The 16,291-nt window shown below is 64.1% G+C and carries 17 protein-coding genes and 3 pseudogenes; 8 read left to right on the plus strand and 12 right to left on the minus strand.

Annotated elements, in window-relative coordinates; all coding sequences use genetic code 11:
- The 3 genes and pseudogenes from AB4Y32_RS37815 to AB4Y32_RS37825 form a co-directional block, all read left to right on the plus strand.
- A pseudogene (locus AB4Y32_RS37815) lies at nucleotides 1–229 on the plus strand (hypothetical protein); the annotation flags it as partial.
- Nucleotides 230–240: 11 nt separating this feature from the next.
- Nucleotides 241–1,203: a helix-turn-helix domain-containing protein gene (locus AB4Y32_RS37820; RefSeq protein WP_368726170.1), complete on the plus strand. Its 963-nt coding sequence runs from the start codon at nucleotides 241–243 to the stop codon at nucleotides 1,201–1,203.
- Between the two features lie 336 nt (nucleotides 1,204–1,539).
- Nucleotides 1,540–2,028, plus strand: a complete 489-nt coding sequence (locus AB4Y32_RS37825) for a hypothetical protein (RefSeq protein WP_368726171.1) — start codon at nucleotides 1,540–1,542, stop codon at nucleotides 2,026–2,028.
- Between the two features lie 3 nt (nucleotides 2,029–2,031).
- On the opposite strand, the gene AB4Y32_RS37830 is transcribed toward AB4Y32_RS37825, so the two are convergent.
- Nucleotides 2,032–2,604: a hypothetical protein gene (locus AB4Y32_RS37830; RefSeq protein ID WP_368726172.1), complete on the minus strand. Its 573-nt coding sequence runs from the start codon at nucleotides 2,602–2,604 to the stop codon at nucleotides 2,032–2,034.
- A 113-nt stretch (nucleotides 2,605–2,717) separates the two neighbouring features.
- Here AB4Y32_RS37830 and AB4Y32_RS37835 point away from each other — a divergent pair, with 113 nt between their 5' ends.
- Nucleotides 2,718–3,065 carry a winged helix-turn-helix domain-containing protein gene (locus tag AB4Y32_RS37835; protein WP_368726173.1) on the plus strand — a complete coding sequence of 116 codons (348 nt, stop codon included), beginning with the start codon at nucleotides 2,718–2,720 and terminating at the stop codon, nucleotides 3,063–3,065.
- Nucleotides 3,066–3,242: 177 nt separating this feature from the next.
- Here AB4Y32_RS37835 and AB4Y32_RS37840 read toward each other — a convergent pair whose 3' ends face one another.
- Entirely contained in the window at nucleotides 3,243–3,953 is a 711-nt protein-coding gene (locus AB4Y32_RS37840; RefSeq protein WP_368726174.1) for an HD domain-containing protein, read from the minus strand.
- A gap of 209 nt (nucleotides 3,954–4,162) precedes the next feature.
- A pseudogene (locus AB4Y32_RS37845) lies at nucleotides 4,163–4,445 on the minus strand (LysR family transcriptional regulator); the annotation flags it as partial.
- On the opposite strand from AB4Y32_RS37845, the pseudogene AB4Y32_RS37850 reads away from it, so the two are divergent.
- Nucleotides 4,392–4,592 (plus strand): annotated as a pseudogene (locus AB4Y32_RS37850) (hypothetical protein); the annotation flags it as partial. The pseudogenes AB4Y32_RS37845 and AB4Y32_RS37850 overlap by 54 nt on opposite strands.
- Before the next feature lie 142 nt (nucleotides 4,593–4,734).
- On the opposite strand, the gene AB4Y32_RS37855 reads toward AB4Y32_RS37850, so the two are convergent.
- Nucleotides 4,735–5,559 (minus strand): SDR family NAD(P)-dependent oxidoreductase, encoded by an 825-nt coding sequence (locus tag AB4Y32_RS37855; RefSeq protein WP_368726175.1) that lies wholly within the window; start codon nucleotides 5,557–5,559, stop codon nucleotides 4,735–4,737.
- 131 nt (nucleotides 5,560–5,690) lie between these two features.
- On the opposite strand from AB4Y32_RS37855, the gene AB4Y32_RS37860 reads away from it, so the two are divergent.
- The gene (locus tag AB4Y32_RS37860) at nucleotides 5,691–6,629 is read left to right on the plus strand and encodes a GlxA family transcriptional regulator (RefSeq protein WP_368726176.1); all 939 of its coding nucleotides are present in this window, start codon (nucleotides 5,691–5,693) and stop codon (nucleotides 6,627–6,629) included.
- Nucleotides 6,630–6,892: 263 nt separating this feature from the next.
- Here AB4Y32_RS37860 and AB4Y32_RS37865 read toward each other — a convergent pair whose 3' ends face one another.
- From AB4Y32_RS37865 to AB4Y32_RS37875, 3 genes are all read right to left on the minus strand, one after another.
- On the minus strand, nucleotides 6,893–7,480 hold the full coding sequence (locus tag AB4Y32_RS37865; protein ID WP_368726177.1) for a BPSL1445 family SYLF domain-containing lipoprotein: 588 nt from the start codon (nucleotides 7,478–7,480) through the stop codon (nucleotides 6,893–6,895).
- 463 nt (nucleotides 7,481–7,943) lie between these two features.
- Complete coding sequence (locus AB4Y32_RS37870; RefSeq protein ID WP_368726178.1) at nucleotides 7,944–8,819, minus strand: DUF2242 domain-containing protein; 876 nt, start codon at nucleotides 8,817–8,819, stop codon at nucleotides 7,944–7,946.
- A 479-nt stretch (nucleotides 8,820–9,298) separates the two neighbouring features.
- Nucleotides 9,299–9,610 carry a DUF4148 domain-containing protein gene (locus AB4Y32_RS37875; RefSeq protein ID WP_368726179.1) on the minus strand — a complete coding sequence of 104 codons (312 nt, stop codon included), beginning with the start codon at nucleotides 9,608–9,610 and terminating at the stop codon, nucleotides 9,299–9,301.
- A gap of 187 nt (nucleotides 9,611–9,797) precedes the next feature.
- On the opposite strand from AB4Y32_RS37875, the gene AB4Y32_RS37880 reads away from it, so the two are divergent.
- Nucleotides 9,798–10,844 carry an asparaginase gene (locus tag AB4Y32_RS37880; protein WP_368726180.1) on the plus strand — a complete coding sequence of 349 codons (1,047 nt, stop codon included), beginning with the start codon at nucleotides 9,798–9,800 and terminating at the stop codon, nucleotides 10,842–10,844.
- Nucleotides 10,845–11,163: 319 nt separating this feature from the next.
- Here AB4Y32_RS37880 and AB4Y32_RS37885 read toward each other — a convergent pair whose 3' ends face one another.
- Complete coding sequence (locus AB4Y32_RS37885) at nucleotides 11,164–11,424, minus strand: hypothetical protein (protein ID WP_368726181.1); 261 nt, start codon at nucleotides 11,422–11,424, stop codon at nucleotides 11,164–11,166.
- Between the two features lie 336 nt (nucleotides 11,425–11,760).
- On the opposite strand from AB4Y32_RS37885, the gene AB4Y32_RS37890 reads away from it, so the two are divergent.
- Nucleotides 11,761–12,504 carry a FadR/GntR family transcriptional regulator gene (locus tag AB4Y32_RS37890; protein WP_368726182.1) on the plus strand — a complete coding sequence of 248 codons (744 nt, stop codon included), beginning with the start codon at nucleotides 11,761–11,763 and terminating at the stop codon, nucleotides 12,502–12,504.
- Between the two features lie 31 nt (nucleotides 12,505–12,535).
- On the opposite strand, the gene AB4Y32_RS37895 is transcribed toward AB4Y32_RS37890, so the two are convergent.
- The 4 genes from AB4Y32_RS37895 to gsiC are packed head-to-tail and all read right to left on the minus strand — an operon-like array spanning nucleotide 12,536 to nucleotide 16,260.
- Complete coding sequence (locus AB4Y32_RS37895) at nucleotides 12,536–13,360, minus strand: M55 family metallopeptidase (RefSeq protein ID WP_368726183.1); 825 nt, start codon at nucleotides 13,358–13,360, stop codon at nucleotides 12,536–12,538.
- Complete coding sequence (locus AB4Y32_RS37900; RefSeq protein WP_368726184.1) at nucleotides 13,357–14,430, minus strand: P1 family peptidase; 1,074 nt, start codon at nucleotides 14,428–14,430, stop codon at nucleotides 13,357–13,359. The genes AB4Y32_RS37895 and AB4Y32_RS37900 overlap by 4 nt, the downstream gene beginning before the upstream one ends.
- A complete protein-coding gene (gene gsiD, locus AB4Y32_RS37905; RefSeq protein ID WP_368726185.1) occupies nucleotides 14,427–15,332 on the minus strand; it encodes a glutathione ABC transporter permease GsiD in 906 nt (301 codons plus the stop codon). Before gsiD ends, AB4Y32_RS37900 begins: the two co-directional genes overlap by 4 nt.
- A gap of 7 nt (nucleotides 15,333–15,339) precedes the next feature.
- Nucleotides 15,340–16,260: a glutathione ABC transporter permease GsiC gene (gsiC, locus tag AB4Y32_RS37910; protein WP_368726186.1), complete on the minus strand. Its 921-nt coding sequence runs from the start codon at nucleotides 16,258–16,260 to the stop codon at nucleotides 15,340–15,342.
- Between the last annotated feature and the right edge of the window lie 31 nt (nucleotides 16,261–16,291).

Here is a 16,291-nt window from a genome sequence, read left to right on the forward strand (position 1 = left end):
CCGCAAACCGCAAACCGCAAACCGCAAACCGCAAACCGCAAACCGCAAACCGCAAACCGCAAACCGCAAACCGCAAACCGCAAACCGCAAACCGCAAACCGCAAACCGCAAACCGCAAACCGCAAACGGCAGACCGCAAACGGCAAACGGCCAGGAAATACCCTTGGATATCTCTCCCCGACCACGCGGTCGGTTTATTCTACGAAACTTCGCTGTTTTTCCCGGATAGTTGGGGGCATTGTGTTCGTCCATCACCAGTTCTTCGACGATGCCGATCAGCACGCGGCCGCGCTGCGGGGCTGGGATCAGCGTTACGACCAGATCGGCCCGGGCGCGTTTCGCAGCGCCGTGAAGCAGATCGAGCTGAACGGCGTGCACCTCTTTCACGAGTCCGCCAATTTGCGCGTCGTGCAGCGCGGATACTTGCCGCCTGATCAGATGACCTTCGGCGTTCCGCTCACGGGCGCGGGCGCGTTCACGTTCGGCGGCGCGCGTATCGATCGCGGCGTATTCGTGATGGCGCCGGGCGGCGAGCCATTCGAGTTTCATTCGCCCGATGAGATGTCGCTGGTCGGCGTCGTGATCGGCTCGGACATGCTGCAAGGGATCGCCGACAGCGCGGGCGTCGATCTGACCGACGCTCTCTTTCGACGCACGGTGGTCGATATTCCGAGCGCCGCCTGCGCACGCGCGGGCTTGCAGATCGCGGTGCTGCTCGAAAGCGTGCTCGCGCAGCCCGACGCATTCGACGAAGCGCGCGCACAACACGCGCTGCGCAGCCGCGTCGGCGAGGTGCTCGTCGATCTGCTCGCGTATCACGTGCCGGCATCGACGAACCGGCTCACGCACGCGTGCCAGGCCGATACCGTGCGGCGCATTCACGACTTCGTGATCGAGCATCCCGAAGAGCCCTTCGACATTCAAAGCCTCTGCACGCGGTTGCGCGTAAGCCGTCGCACGGTGCAGAACAGTTTTCAGGCCGTGGTGCAGACGAACCCGTTGACGTATGTGCGCTCGCTGCGTCTCTCGCAGGTGCGGCGCCTGCTGCTCGATACGCGGCAGGCCGATCTGTCGGTTAGCGACGCCGCCGCGCAATGGGGGTTCGTGCACCTCGGGCATTTCGCCAATGCGTACAAGGCGCAGTTCGGCGAGTTGCCATCGCAGACGGCGCGGCGATCGTCGCGCGCGTCCGTCGCGCGATGACGTTGGCCCGTTCCTTTTCGGGCCTTCGGAGCTTTTGCCGATCGTCGAATCACAGCGCATGAAAGCACACGAAATCGCGTAATCCGTCTTGCGCGGTCGGCTTCTCATCGTTATATTTTTTATAGCTAACGCCGAACGGCGACGGCGGGATGTTTATCGCATGAACGATCGCTGATCGGCAACGTCGTCGTTCGGCGACAGTTGCGAACGGACTCTCGCCATGAGTGCCGCTGAATTGTTATAATTTCTATAACGATGAACCTGAGAGAGCTGGTCCAAACAGCAGTACATAGGGAGCGCGCTGTCCATTCCCATACGCTGGCACAGAACGGCGAGGTGGACAGCAGCGCATCCACATGGCTGACGCGCTACCCGGCGTTTCGGGACGCGCTTCATCACGGCGCGACGCGTTTCGGCGCGTTGCCGCTGCCGGCGAAAATGGCGGCGATGCGACGCACGCACGCCGACGCATGGAGTTATCACGGCATCGCGCCGTATATCGATGACGTCGCGGCCTCGTACGTCGAGATGTTCGCGCATCAGGTGGACGAAGCCGTGACGGAGCATCTCGCGGCGCAGTTCGGCGACGGCGACGAGGCCAAGGCGGCCGCGCGTGCGCAACTGGACGCGCTCGCGCGTGAGGTGCCCGTGATGCGCTATCCGGCGATCGCGCGGCCGCCGTGCCTGTTGTCGACGGGCAACGCGGTGATCATGGAAGGCTGGATGCGCTACTTCTTCTACCGCGCGCGAGGCGACACGACGATACCGTTGCTGGCCGTCGACTGGCCGCGCTTCGATGCGCAGCTTCAGTTGTGCCGCGCGTAGGCTTCAACTCGAACCCGGCTCGGCCGGTCGCGCGATACGGCGGCGCGGCAGCAGCGACAGCAGCCCCTTGAGCGTATAGATGACGATGAGCGTGCCCGTCAGATCGCCAATCACCATTGCGAGAAAGCGCTCGACGATGTTCTGCGTATCGCCGCGCAGCACGAACCAGATGTGATGCAGCAACGGGCTCGCAATCGAATACGCGAGCACGAGGATCAGCAAGCGTTTCGCGGTGAGATTCGCGAGCGATGACTGCAAACCCCAGAGTTCGCGCGAGAGGCGATAGACGCCGTATGGCGCGGCCGTCGCGATGATGCCGCCCGCGAGCGAACGCACGATGTCGTTCGGAAAGAAGTACGCGAAGTTGACGATCCAGCTTGCGATCAGCAGGCCGAGCGCGCCGTCAGCGCCGAGCAGCAGCGTGCTCAGCAGGCGGATACCCGCGGGCAGGTAGATCCAGTTCACGCCGCGCACGAATTGCGAGTGCGTGAAGATCTGCTCGTTTGCCCATAGCGAGAAGATGAACACGACGACCGTGCCCGTCACCGAATACAAGTGCAACTGAAAGCGTGACACCGTCGTAAAATCCAAATGTTGCTGTTGCAAACAGCCGCGATGATAGCCCATCCAACTTTTCCACAACCTGAACCCGAGCGCGACCGGCAAGGCGCCGAACCGGAACTTCGTGCATGACGCGTCCCGCGGACATCTACCTTCGCTTCCTGCAACTGGCCGAGGCATTGCGCGGCCTGCCGTCGTTGCCGTCGCTGGACCCGCTGGAAGAGAAGATTCTGGAACTGGTCGCGCGCGCGGGTCAGAGCAAGGAGCGCCTGTCCGTGCGCGACATGATGGCGAGGAGCGAACTGGGCTCGCCCGCGACGCTGCATGCGCGGCTCAAGTCGATGCGCGACAAGGGCTGGATCATGCTTACGGATACGGAAGACACGCGTCGCAAGCAGATCGAACTGACACAGGCGGCGCTCAAGCACTTCGACAAGCTGTCGGAGTGTCTCGTGAAGGCGGCGAAGAGCCGTTAACCCGCTGTTAGACCCACCGACAGTCACTGGCGCGAAATGATCGCGCGAAACGCGATGCGTCGCGCGAAAAAAGAATCCGCGCTCGCATGAACGCGGATTCAAACGCACGCTTGAGCGGAGACTGCAAGCGGCTTGATCGTCAATAGACCTTGACGAGGAGAGAGCGGTCTTTCGCGCTTACGCTGCCGTCGCGCGGTCAGGCATGGGGTTATGCGCCGGATTGCGGCACGCGCCGACCTGCACGTTCGAGTCGTTCCACGCCGAGCCCAGGATGATGCTGCAGAAGTTCAGGCGCTTGTATTCCGGGTCTTTCAGCGCGAGCACATCGGCCTTCACGTTGCCGAAAGTCGTCAGCGGCTTGTGCTTCGTGCCGTTCGCGAATGCTTCGATGATGTTCTCCTTGAAGCTCTCGCCGCGCGGATGCGCAGCCACGACCAACTTGCGATCCTCGGACGAGAACTCGTCGTACGCGAGACCCAGCACATCCATCTCGACGCCCGCCGTCACCAGCGCGACCACGGGCTTCTTGTACTGCGGAATGCCCGGCGTCGTATGCAGCGCGATCGCGTCCCACACCATGTCGATGTCGTTTTCGTCGATGCCATAGCCTTGCAGGAAATTGCGCGCAGTGTTCGCGCCATCGACTTCGAAGCGATCGTGCTTGCTGCTGTACTTCTCCATCAGGCCCATGTCATGAAACATCGCGCCGATGTACAGCAGCTCCGGGTCGTACTTCAGATGCTTGCGCTCGCCCGTCAGCGCGCCGAACAGAAACACGCGGCGCGAATGGTGATAGAGCAGATCGGTTTCGGTGTCGCGCACGAGCTGCGTCGCTTCGCGCGCCATCTTGCTGTCGGGGATCTTGATGCCTGCAATGATTTCGCTCATTTCGTGTTCTCCAGAACGTGATCGGCGGTGGCCGTTCGCTTGGCTGATGTGAGCGAGCGGCGTGTGACCAAAGTGTAGGGAGAGCCCTTGCGTGCAGCAAAAGCATTGATACGCGCGATGCTGCCAACCGCGCGCGGTTTTCTGCCAACGTCCGCCGATGGCGCTTCAGGTGAGGTTTTTCGGGAGCTTCGCGGCGCTTTCGAAGCGAATCACGCGTGCCTGTTTCGCGCGCGCACGGTGCGCGCGTACGACGCGATCATCGTCGCGAGTTGCTGTGCGGCGGGTGTGAGCGGCGCGGCGGCGCGCTTCAGCACGCACACCTGCTGCTCGCTTGCGCGCTCGCGCACGTCGATCGTCGTCAGCGCGCGCAAACGGCCCGCGCTTCGTGACCACCGATGCCTCCCGCGACAGGCAATCCGTTTCGCTCACGGGATGCAGCGACTCGAACAGCCCTTCGACCTTCGCGACGACTTTCGGCGGCTTCAGCCGATGGTGACCGACGAGACCACGACCCTCACCAGCCATACGGAAGGCGCGTTCTACATGCGCCGGGCGATCCGTTTCGTGACGGCGGGCGCGCCGCCTGGCCGCGTGACGTGCACTGGGCCTTTCCGCACCGGCATGCTGCTCGGCGCGTGAGGTTGCCGGGCGAGATTGCCGGCGAGGTTGCCGAACGAGGTTGCCGAATCATGGGGAGCGAGTTTAGGCGCATAAACTCGCCATGCGAGGGGCGCGGCATGCGGTGCAATCAAAGATTCGCACCGCGTGCCGCAGCACTGCGTCAAGCCACTTTGAACCGCTCAGCCGGGACGCTGCGCGACAGGTTGGGCCCGAGTGCCGCGCGGGCCGATTCGAACGCCTGCCAGTCGGCGTAGTCGGGCAGTGACGGAATCGTCGCCAGCTCGCCGCGGTCGAAGCCGACGAGAGACGCATCCACCATCTGTTCCGCCGACATCAGGATGCCTTGCTCTTCGAGCATTCCGATGGGCACGCCCGCGACATCGAAGAACTCAGTACGCGTCGCGCCCGGCATCACGGCTTGCACCTTGACACCTTTGCTCGCCAGTTCGTGATGCAGCGATTGCGTGAACGCGAGCACGAACGCTTTCGTGCCGCCATAGACGCCGTTCAGGATCTCCGGCGCAATCGCCACGATCGACGCGATGTTGATGATGTTGCCGCCTCCGCGCGCGACAAACGCGGGCGCGATCGCGTAGGTGAGCCGCGTCAGCGCGACGACGTTCAGCTTGATCATCGATTCCATCGTATCGACGTCCGCGTCCAGCAGCGGCGCGGCTGCGCCAAAGCCCGCGTTGTTCACCAGCGTCGTGATGCTTGCGTCGGTGCGCAGCACGTTCTCGACGCGGCGGATATCGGCGTCGTCGTTGAGGTCGGCGGTGATGATTTCGACCGAGCGGCCCGTTTCGTTCGTGATGCGCTTGGCCAGCTGTTCGAGACGCGCGCGGTTGCGGGCGACCACGATCAGATCGTAGCCGCGGCGCGCGAGGCGGTCCGCGTACACGGCGCCAATGCCCGACGAGGCGCCCGTCACGACGGCCGTGCCGAGGCTCGGGTTCAAAGAATTCGGGTTCGAAGAATTCGACATGACAATGCTCCTGAGGATGGGGGGAAGCAGATTCGACGTCGCGTCGGCTGCATGTCCCCAAGATTAGGTGCATACTCACATGGCCTCAATGTCATAGATGCCACCTTTTAGGACATCGCTGGAGTCAAGCCATGCTGCGCGTCGGAATCGTTCTGTTCCCCGGTTTTCAGGTGATGAATCTGGGCATGACGACGGTGTTCGAGTTCACCAACCGCGAGGTGAGCGAGCCGTTGTACGAGTTCGTGCTGCTCTCCGAGCACGGCGGGCCGGTGCGCTGTTCGTCGGGATTTACGGTGACGACCGAGCCTTTCGACGACAGCCGCTTCGACACGATTCTGATCGTCGGCGACAACGACCTGCTGCCCTCGACGCCGTCGCTGATCGAGTTTCTGAAGCGCGCGGCGCCGTCCGCGCGGCGCGTCGCGGCGGCGTGCACGGGGGCGTTCCATCTGGCCGAGGCCGGGCTGCTCGACGGGCGGCGCGCCACGACGCACTGGTTTTACGCGGACGACCTGCGCAAGCGTTACCCCGCGGTGAAAGTCGAAGAGGACCGCATCTTCATCATTGACAACGACGTGTGGACGTCGGCGGGCATGACGGCGTGCTTCGACCTCGCGCTCGCGTTCGTCGAAAAGGACGCGGGCGTCGAGCTCGCGCGCCACGTCGCGCGCAAGCTGGTGCTGTATCACCGGCGCGCGGGCGGACAATCGCAGTTCTCCGCGCTGCTCGAACTGGAGCCGAAGTCAGACCGCATCCAGACGGCCCTTTCGTACGCGCGGCGCAATCTGCACACGCCGCTTTCCGTCGAGCAGCTCGCGGACGCCGCGCATCTAAGCCCGCGCCAGTTCACGCGCGCATTCAGGGAGGAGACGGGGCAGACGCCGGCGAAAGCCGTCGAGCGCCTGCGCGTCGAGGCGGCGCGCCTGATGCTCGAGACGGGACGGCACGGCGTCGATGTTGTCGCGCGCGACACGGGCTTCGGCGACCGCGAGCGCATGCGCCGGGCGTTCCTGCGTGCGTACGGCCAGCCGCCGCAAGCGATTCAACGGATGACGCGGGGGATCGAGTGATGCGATCGGTCTGCCAGGAACAATGACGGTCGCTTGCAACTCGCCGTCGTTGAGCAGGGTGGTCGTGCAATAAGGAAGCTTTGCGGCCTTGCCGTGGAGGCGCTCGAAAGGTGCCGGGAGTGGCGTGACGTGCCGCTTCTCACAGGTCACTGTTCACGCGAAGGAAAGAACGGCGCGCCATTGCGCTGGCCCGCCATTTACGTCATCGATATTCACGCGCGCCGCTGCGCACCAACAGCCCGCGGCGCGCGCATTCCAGCCGTTCAGATCGTCAGCTTCGAGACCTTGGTGCCCGCGAGCGACACGTCGCCCATCAGCCCCGAGTTCGTCATCACGATGGCTTCGACAGGCGCGGTCGCCGTCGAGGTATCGATTGCGCCGTTCGCCCCCACCTTGATGAGCGCCACCGATGCATCCGCTCCCGCGGACCAGCCCTTCGAGTTCTGGAATGTGTCCAGCGCATCCTGTGTCATGAAAAGGAAGATGAGCGCCTTCGACTGCGCGCCCGCCGTGAGGCCGAACGATCCGGAGATCGTGCTGTAGTAGCCCGCCGTGCTGCCGCCGACGCGCAGCGCGCCCTCGCCATACTGCCCTCCGACGACGAACCCGACCTGCAGCACGGAAGGAAACACGAGCACGCCGCGCGCCTTTCCCACCAGTTCTCGCGAGCCCTGCACGCTCGTATAGAGCTTCGCCATCGTGCCGTCGACGCCCGCATCGATCGACTGGCGCTTGGACATGTCCGTAGCGGCCGATTCCCCGCTACGCGTGGTGGTGCTGCAACCCGACAGCATCAGACCGCCGTACGCGAGGGCAGCAACACCTGCTGTTACGAAGTGTCTTCTTTGCATTGTCGTTCTCCGTGTATGAAGCATTGAGGGAAATGCACATTTGCACGCGCTCGATCTCGCGCATCACGCGATACGTCGCGCATCGCGACATGCGTTCGCGATCACGCGTGCGGTCCTCCTGATCTCAAGTGCTCGACCCTCGTGGCTTTGGCATGACGATCGGGAACAGTCGATCGAAGTGGTCCATCAGCGAAGGATGTTCGGGTGTGGAGACATACAGAAACCCGACAGCCGCGCTGCTTCAACCAATATCAGAAATGCGTGGAAGTTGCGAAAAACACTCGCGGGAATAGCGTCGAAGAGCCCCGTGACGATGAGCGATTCTTCATAGGGTGACGCCAGTGTGTCGCGACGTGAAACGCCATGCGCGATCGTTTCCTTAGGCGAGCCATCGGATATAAAAATCGCCGCGTGGCAGCGGCGATTTTCGATTCGGGTCTATGCAGCGAAGGCGCGCTTGCGGCTACTGCGGCGACGCGGCTGCGCCCGATGCCGGCGACGCTGCAATCGCCGGCGTGCTGTCGAGTGCCGTCGTTTCGTGCGCGGGCATCATCGGGATGGTGGGGCCGAGGGGTGTCACGGGTGCGATGGGAGCTGCAACGGGCGCCGCGCGTGTTGCGGGTACTGCCGATGTTGCAGGTGTTGCAGTTGCTGCCGCTGCCGCTTGCGCCGCAGGCATGATGACGGGCGCCGCGTTGCCGCCCAGCGTCGCGGGCATCGGCGTGACGACGAGCGCGGGCGGAGCGGGCGGCATCGGCAACGGCGTGGCGCTGATGGTATCGCCGGGCACGGGCGAACTGCGCACCACGTTGGCAAGATAGTGGCCGACGAGATCGAAGAAGCCGTTATAGAACTTGCCCGACTGAATCGTCTCGCTGGAGATTTTCACCATCGCGTCGCTGTTCGAGCGGATCGGCAGCGACAGCGAGCCGAGCACGCTCAACCCCACGCTCGCCGACGTATCGCTCTTCTTCAGCGCATAGCCGTTCTGCACCGCGTTCGCATAGACGATGCTGCTGTTCGTCGCGTCGTCGCCCGCCGTGCAGACGATATGAAACTCGACGGTGAAATGGGAGTCGCTTGCGGGCTGGAAGTTCTTGGTCGCGTCGACGGTATCCGGGCGCACCAGCGTCGTCATGTAGCCCTGGCTCAGCAGCGCGCGGCGCGCGCCTTCGCAGGCTTCCGTGCTTCCCACCTGGAACGCGCGGGTATAGGGGCTTGCGCTGCCGTTGACGAAGTCTTCCTGGAGCTTCGCTTTGGGCGGCGTCGAACACGCGGCAAGCACGGCAAGCGCGGGCAGGGTCAGAGCGAGAGCGACTCGGGATGGGCGGCTGAACATGGTGAAAAAAGCGGACTACGAGACGTCGGACGGCAAGCATTGTAGTGCGGTTTTAGCCAGGCCGTTATTACGGGCAGCGATGATCGTGCGGGACGCAACACACGCCGCCGCATGTGGCGACAGACGCCGCAACGCACGTAAAACGGGGCGCGGACGTCCGCCCGCGCTGCACGAGGCCTTAAGCCGTTCTCCAGTGCATGAGTGACGATTTCGAAAGCTGCGCAGCGCGGCACGATGCCGGCGCGATGTTCAACGCACCCAGCCTTGCGCAACGCGCGGCAGGTCGAGCGAAAACACCGTTCCGATGAATGCATCCGACTTGCCCGTCACCTTGCCGCGATGCATCAGAAAATACGTGCCGGAGTTGAACGCGGCAACGAGGAGAGATGGCGATGCGATTCGCTACGACGTCGCACCGCGCAATCGCGAGGCCGCACGCAAGAAGTACCGCGTGCGGCTCTGTGAACTGAATGTGAAGGTTACTGGCTCGCGCCTTGCCCGATGCCCGCTTTCTTCTGCGCGTCTTGCAAATCCTGCGGGTAGTTCGGATCGTTGCGGGACGGCTTATAACCCGCGTCTTCGAGCTTCTTCAATTCGGCGTTGCGCTTCGCGCGCGCTTCCTTGCGCGCCTGCTTTTGCTGCGCCTTGGTCGGCTTCGCGGCCGACGCGGCTGCGCCCGCCGTGTCCGTGCTGCCCGAGGCGCCCGTGTTTTGCGCGAACGCAGGCGCGGCCGCGCCGACTCCCAGCGAGGCCGAGGCGAAGAGGACGATCAGTTTGCTCGCAATGTGCATTTCTTTCTCCTGTGCCATGGAAGGTGGTGGCTGCTCTCACGCCGGACGACACGCCGATTCGGCCGGTCCAATGTATCCGACACGCAGGGATCGCGCCTGGAAGGGGGGCCGCAATCGTCCCGGTAGAATCGGATGGACCTGTCGCGCTGTTTTTGTGCGGACACCACCGAAAACGAAAGGAGACCCGATGTCCATTGCTGCCACCGTCTATCGCGGCGCCATCGTCGAGAACACACACGCCGCGCATGCCGCCGTCGTCGATACGGAGGGACGGCTGCTGGCTTCGTGCGGAGACCCGTCGCGCGTCACGCTGGTGAGGTCGGCGGCCAAGCCGGTTCAGGCGCTGGCCGTCGTCGAAACGGGCGCGCTCGAACGCTTCGGCTTCGACGAAGCGGACCTCGCGCTGATGTGCGGCTCGCATAACAGCGAAGAGCGGCACATCGAACGCGCGCGCAGCATGCTCGCAAAGGCGCAGGCGACCGAGGCCGATCTGCGTTGCGGCGGCCATCCGCCCATTTCGGATGACGTCTACCGCGAATGGATCAGGCGCGACTTCGTGCCGGGCCCCGTGTGCAGCAACTGCTCGGGCAAGCACGCGGGCATGCTGGCGGGCGCGCGGGCGATCGGCGCGGCGCTCGCGGACTATCACCTCGCCGGACATCCGTTGCAGCAGCGCGTGAAGCGCACCGTCGCGCAAGCATGCGACCTGCCCGACGACGGCGTGCAATGGGCCATCGACGGCTGCAATCTGCCCACGCCCGCCTTCGCGCTCGACCGCCTGGCGCGCCTCTACATGAAGCTCGCGCGCGCGGCCGACGAGCGGACGTCGGGTTCACGCGAAGACGAGGCGCTCGCCCGCATCTATCGCGCGATGACGTCGCATCCGGAGATGGTTGCGGGGGAGGGGCGGTTCTGCACGGCGCTGATGCGCGCATACGAGGGCGCGCTGGTCGGCAAGTTCGGCGCCGACGCGAGCTATGCGATCGGCGTGCGGGCTTCAGCGCAGACGGCGAAGCTCGGCGCGAAGGGCGCGCTGGGCATCGCCGTCAAGGTGGAGGACGGCAACTCGACGATTCTCTATGCGATCGTCGCGCAACTGCTGACGCAACTGGGTATCGGCGATGAAGCGCAGCATCGTGCGCTCGATCCGTTCCGCCTGAGAAGCATGCGCAATACGGTCGGCCTCGAAACGGGCCGAGTCGAAGTGGCGTTGCCGCTCAGCAAGGTCCCGTAGGGTCTGTTTACATATGGAACGTACATGCGTTGCCCCGTAAAGGGCCGCTCGCAAGGACTGCGACGCAGCGAATACTGGACGTCCCCCAAGGGGATTTCCTTCGGGGCATATTCGCAAGGAGCGTGACGCCGCGAGCGGCCCTTTACGGGGCAACCCCTGACTTTCGGATTCAATATAGGGGAACGCCCGAAACCGGCCGCAGGGCGGCGTCGCGCGTCGCTTGTTTGGCTCGGCCAAACGGCGCTCCTTGCTCCTTGCCCTGCGGCCGGTTTCGGGCGTTCGCATGTACGTTCCATATGTAAACAGACCCTGGAACCCGCTACGAGCCGTCGGAGCCCGCCTGGCGAGAGGGCGGGTTGTCATCGTCGGGGGCGTCGAACATCGCCTGGCATTGCGGCGACAGCTTGCCGTAGTGGGCCTTCATGCATTCTTCGATCTTCTGCCTGTTCGGGATGTGGATCGCGCAGAACTTGATCGCGTCGTGCTTGCAGGCCTTGGTCTGCTCGTCGCGCGTGGCAGCCGTCCCGACGTTCGCCGCCGCCACGCACGCAACAAGGAAGGCGAGTGATGTCAGCTTCATTGCCGTGGTCCGTGTCGAAGTGAATGCGCTTGTTGCTTCCCGTCACCTGATTTGAAGGTGGCCGCTGGCGCTGCTCGCGTTCGATTCGAGTAAAGCAGCCCTCCCGACGACGATCAAGCAAAAAATGAACCCCACCCCATTGACCGCACGCTTGGCGACATGCGCCCGTCGACATGACGCCCGCCGCGCATGAATCGCTGAAGCAGACGGTGGCGCGTGTGCCCCATGCTATGCTTGAATGGCCCATACGGAGCGATCGCGCGAGCCTTGGTCGATGGCGCGCCGCAACGGGATCGGTCCGACCATCCGCATACGCACGGTTAAAACAAATAGATCATGGACTACCGGCATCTTCAGAAACGCAAAAGCCTGCATGCGCGGATCGTGCAGGAGCTCGGCATTGAGATCGTCAGCGGCCGGCTGCTGCCGGGCGAACGGTTGCCCGCCGAGGCAACACTCTGCGAAAAATATGGCGTGAGCCGACCCGTGCTGCGCGAAGCAACGCGCGTGCTCGTGGCAAAGGGCCTCGTGATTTCGAAGCCGCGTGTGGGCAGCGTCGTGCGGCCGCGCGAAGAGTGGCACATGCTCGACCCCGACGTGCTCTACTGGACGCTCAACAGCATCCCCGAAGGCGAGTTCTTTCTGTCGCTGATGACGGTGCGCCGTATCATCGAACCGGCGGCGGCCGCGCTCGCCGCAACGGCGGCAATCGACGAAGACCTCGCGCGCATCGGCTGCGCATATGAGCGCATGGAACGCGCGCAAACGGCCGGCGATCTGCTCGAGCCAGACCTCGAATTTCATCGCGCGATCATGGCTGCGACGCACAACGACATGCTCGGCTATATCGGCAACATGATGTCGCTGGCGCTGTCGGAGTCGATCAAGCTGACGAGCCGCCATCCCGACACGTACGCGCTGTCGCTGCCGCGCCATAAAGCGATTCTCACGGCGATTCAGAACCGCGATCCGCTCGCCGCGCGTCAGGCAAGTCTCGTGCAACTCGAAAACGCACGCGCCGACGCCGATACGATTCTCGGCATCGACCACGCAGACATCGGCGCGTACCGCGTGACGTGAGTCGCGCAGCCGCGACGTGTCAGCGCTGATTTCAGCGCAACATGAACGACATCGCCGACAGACAGTTCAGCGTGCGCACCGCGTGCTCGACGGATGGTGTCGAAAAGCGCAGCGTGACGCCGTCCAGGCGTTCCAGTGACGGCATCTGACCGAACAGGTCCGCGAGCGCAGTGGTTTGCACGCGCAGTTCGATGTCGACGGACTGGGGCGTTGCGCGTTGCAAGGCGTCGCGGCCTGCACGACTTGTGACGACATCCATCGCTGCTTGCCTGATCGCAGCGCACGCACGCTCCGGCGTCAGCGTCGAGCCGCTTGCATAACCCATCGCGTGCTTCGTGACCACGAACGTCGCGTCGGGAAACAAGGGCTTCGTTTCTTCGGCGAACACATCGTCGCCGGAAAGCAGCGCGACACGCGCGCCGTATTCGCTTGCGAGCGCGCCATAAAGTCCCGCTTCGCCCACGTCGCGCCCGTTCATCTTCACGTGCGTGAATGCAAAGCTGTTGATCGTGTGCGCGAGCACGCCGCGGCTTTGCGCCATCGCGTGATAGCCGATCGTGAACACGAGTTGCGGACCGTACTCGAGGCCCGCCATCATGCCGAGCGTGCGGGGCTTGCCGAGTATCACGTTCGCGCGAGCATCGAGCATGTCGGGCAGCAGATTGCGAAAGCCGCCATGCGAATCGTTGATCCACACATGCGTTGCGCCGCCCGCGAACGCGCCTTCGATCGCCGCGTTTGCTTCGAGCGTCATCCAGCGGCGCGCGCGTTCGTATTCGCAGTTGCCCGCGCGCGTCTGCTCGGGATTGACGACGCCTGCGACGCCTTCTATATCGACTGAGATCAGGACTTTCATGCGCTGCGTTGCTTGAGGCGTTGTTCGAGATCGGGCACTGCATCATGCAGCGACAGACGCGCGTGGCCGTCGCGACCCGTGACCGACCTGGCGGACCATAGTGCATCGACAATCGCGTGCTCGACGCTATCGGCGCACGCATGGAACAGCGGATCGAGGCGCGCATCGTTGAGCAACGGTGGCGTCGCGATGTGATCGCCCTCGTGCGCAACGGTCCACGCCGTCGAGAACGCGAGCGCGATGTCGCCGCTGCCGTGTCCATAGACCGAGCCCGTGCGCGAGAGACCGGCGGCGGCGCGCATCGAAAGACGCTTGAGCTGGCGTGCGTCGAGCGGCGCGTCGGTGGCGACGATCATGATGATCGAGCCTTGCTCGGGCTTCGTTGCGGTTGCGTGTGTTGCCTGCTTGTGTCGCGCGAGCGCGAGTTCGCGGCCAACAGGCACGCCGTCGATGGTCAGCATTGGCAGACGGCCGAAGTTCGCAAGCACCAATGCGCCGACTGTGAAGTCGCGGCCCGCCACGCTGACCACGCGCGACGCTGAACCGATTCCGCCTTTGAGATCGAAGCACGACATGCCGCGCCCCGCGCCGACCGAGCCGCGATCGAACGAAGCGGCCGCCGCATCGAGCGCCTGCATATAGTGCGTCTCTTGAATCGCGAGCGCCTGAATGTCGTTGAGATAGCCATCGTTGCATTCGAACACGAGCGGATTGACGGTCGGCCACTCGCGCCCGATCTGCGGATTGCTTGCGATGGCGGCGCGAATCTGCGCCTGCGCGACGGCGCCGACGCCGAACGTGTTGGTCAGTGCAATCGGCGTTTCGAGTGCGCCGAGTTCTTCGACCTGCACGAGGCCGATGCTCTTGCCGAAGCCATTGATCACGCTCGCGGCAGCGGGCACCTTCTGACGATACGGATCGTCGCGATGCGCGCGGATCACGGTCACGCCCGTCTGTATCGCGTCTTGATCGAGCGTGCAATGTCCGACGGTCACACCGGACACATCGGCGATCGTGCCGAGCGCACCCGAAGGCAGCACGCTGATATGCGGCATCCGCGGCGCGTTCATGGCCGGTCCAGCTTCGGGTCGAGCGCGTCGCGCAAGCCGTCGCCGAGCAGGTTGAACGCAAGCACCGTCAGGAAGATCGCGAGACTCGGGAAGAGCGCGATATGCGGCGCAGTGACCATGTCGGCGCGCGCTTCGTTGAGCATCGCGCCCCACTCGGGCGTGGGCGGCTGCGCGCCGAGTCCGAGAAACGACAGGCTCGCGGCCGTGATGATCGACGTGCCGATGCGCATCGTCAGGTACACGATGACGGACGAAATCGTGCCCGGCAGAATGTGCCGCATGATGATGGTCCAGTCCGACGCGCCGATGCTGCGCGCCGCTTCGACATAGGTCAGGTGCTTGAGCATCAGCGTATTGCCGCGCACGAGCCGCGCGAACGCGGGAATGCTGAACACGGCCACCGCGCAGATCACGTTGACGATTCCGTTGCCGAGAATCGCGACGATGCCGATCGCGAGCAGGATGCCAGGGAACGCGAACAGCACATCGGCGACGCGCATCGTGATGCGGTCCCACCAGCCTTCGTAATAGCCCGCGAGCAGGCCGAAGAGCGTGCCGACGACCGCGCCGATCGCAACCGAAACAAACCCCGCCGCCAGAGAGATGCGCGTGCCCGCGACGATGCGGCTGAAGATATCGCGGCCCAGCGCGTCGACGCCGAACCAGTGCGCAGCGGATGGCCCTGCATTCAGCGCGTCATAGTCGAAATAATTTTCGGGGTCGTACGGCACGATGTGCGGCCCCGCAATCGAAACGGCGACGAGCAGCAGCACGAACACGCCCGCCACGAGGGCGACATGCTGCTGGCGGAACTTGCGCCAGAACTCGCTCCACGGCGTGCGGATCGCGCGCTCGCCGTGAGGGGAAGCGACGGCGCGGGTGTTGTCGGCGGTCGTGCTCATGCGTGCCTCACTTGAAACGGATGGTCGGGTTGATGACGGCATACAGCACGTCCACGACCAGATTGATGACGATGAATTCCAGTGAGAACAGCAGCACTTCGGCCTGAATCACTGGATAGTCGCGCATCGCGACGGCGTCCACCAGCAGCCGTCCCATGCCCGGCCAGTTGAACACCACTTCGACGACGATCGAGCCGCCGAGCAGAAAGCCGAACTGCAAGCCCATCATTGTGACGACGGGAATCATCGCGTTGCGCAGGCAATGACGGATGACGACCCATTGCTCCGCGACGCCTTTCGCGCGGGCGGTCCGCACGTAGTCTTCGTTCAGCACCTCGACGAACGATGCGCGCGTGAAGCGCGCCATCACGGCGGCGACGGCCGCGCCGAGCGTGACGGACGGCAGCACGTAGCTGCGCCACGAGCCATCGCCGACGATCGGGAGCCAGCCGAGCTGCACGGAGAACACTTCCATCAGCAGCATGCCGAACGCGAACGCGGGGAACGAAATGCCCGACACGGCGAGCGTCATGCCGAGCCTGTCGGGCCACTTGTTGCGCCACACGGCCGACACGATGCCGATCGCCATGCCGAAGATCACGGCCCACACCATGCTGACGAGCGTGAGCATCAGCGTCGGCATGAAGCGCTCGCCGATCTCCGCGGCAACGGGACGCTTGCTGCGCGTCGACGTGCCGAAGTCGCCATGCGCGATGCGCACGAAGAAGTTCACGAACTGCTGCGGCATCGGCTTGTCGAGACCGAGATCGGCGCGCACGAGCGCAACCGTCGCATCGTCGGCTTCGGGGCCGGCCGCGAGCCGCGCGGGATCGCCGGGCAGCAGGTGCACGAACAGGAACACGAGGCCGGCGACGATCACGAGCGTCGGCAGCAGGCCCAGCAGGCGTTTGACGAGAAAGTTCAGCATGAGAGCGATCCGCTATCGAAGAGCATGCGCG

The organism is Paraburkholderia phymatum (assembly GCF_040965635.1).
In the GTDB taxonomy this organism is placed as follows: Bacteria; Pseudomonadota; Gammaproteobacteria; order Burkholderiales; family Burkholderiaceae; genus Paraburkholderia; species Paraburkholderia phymatum_B.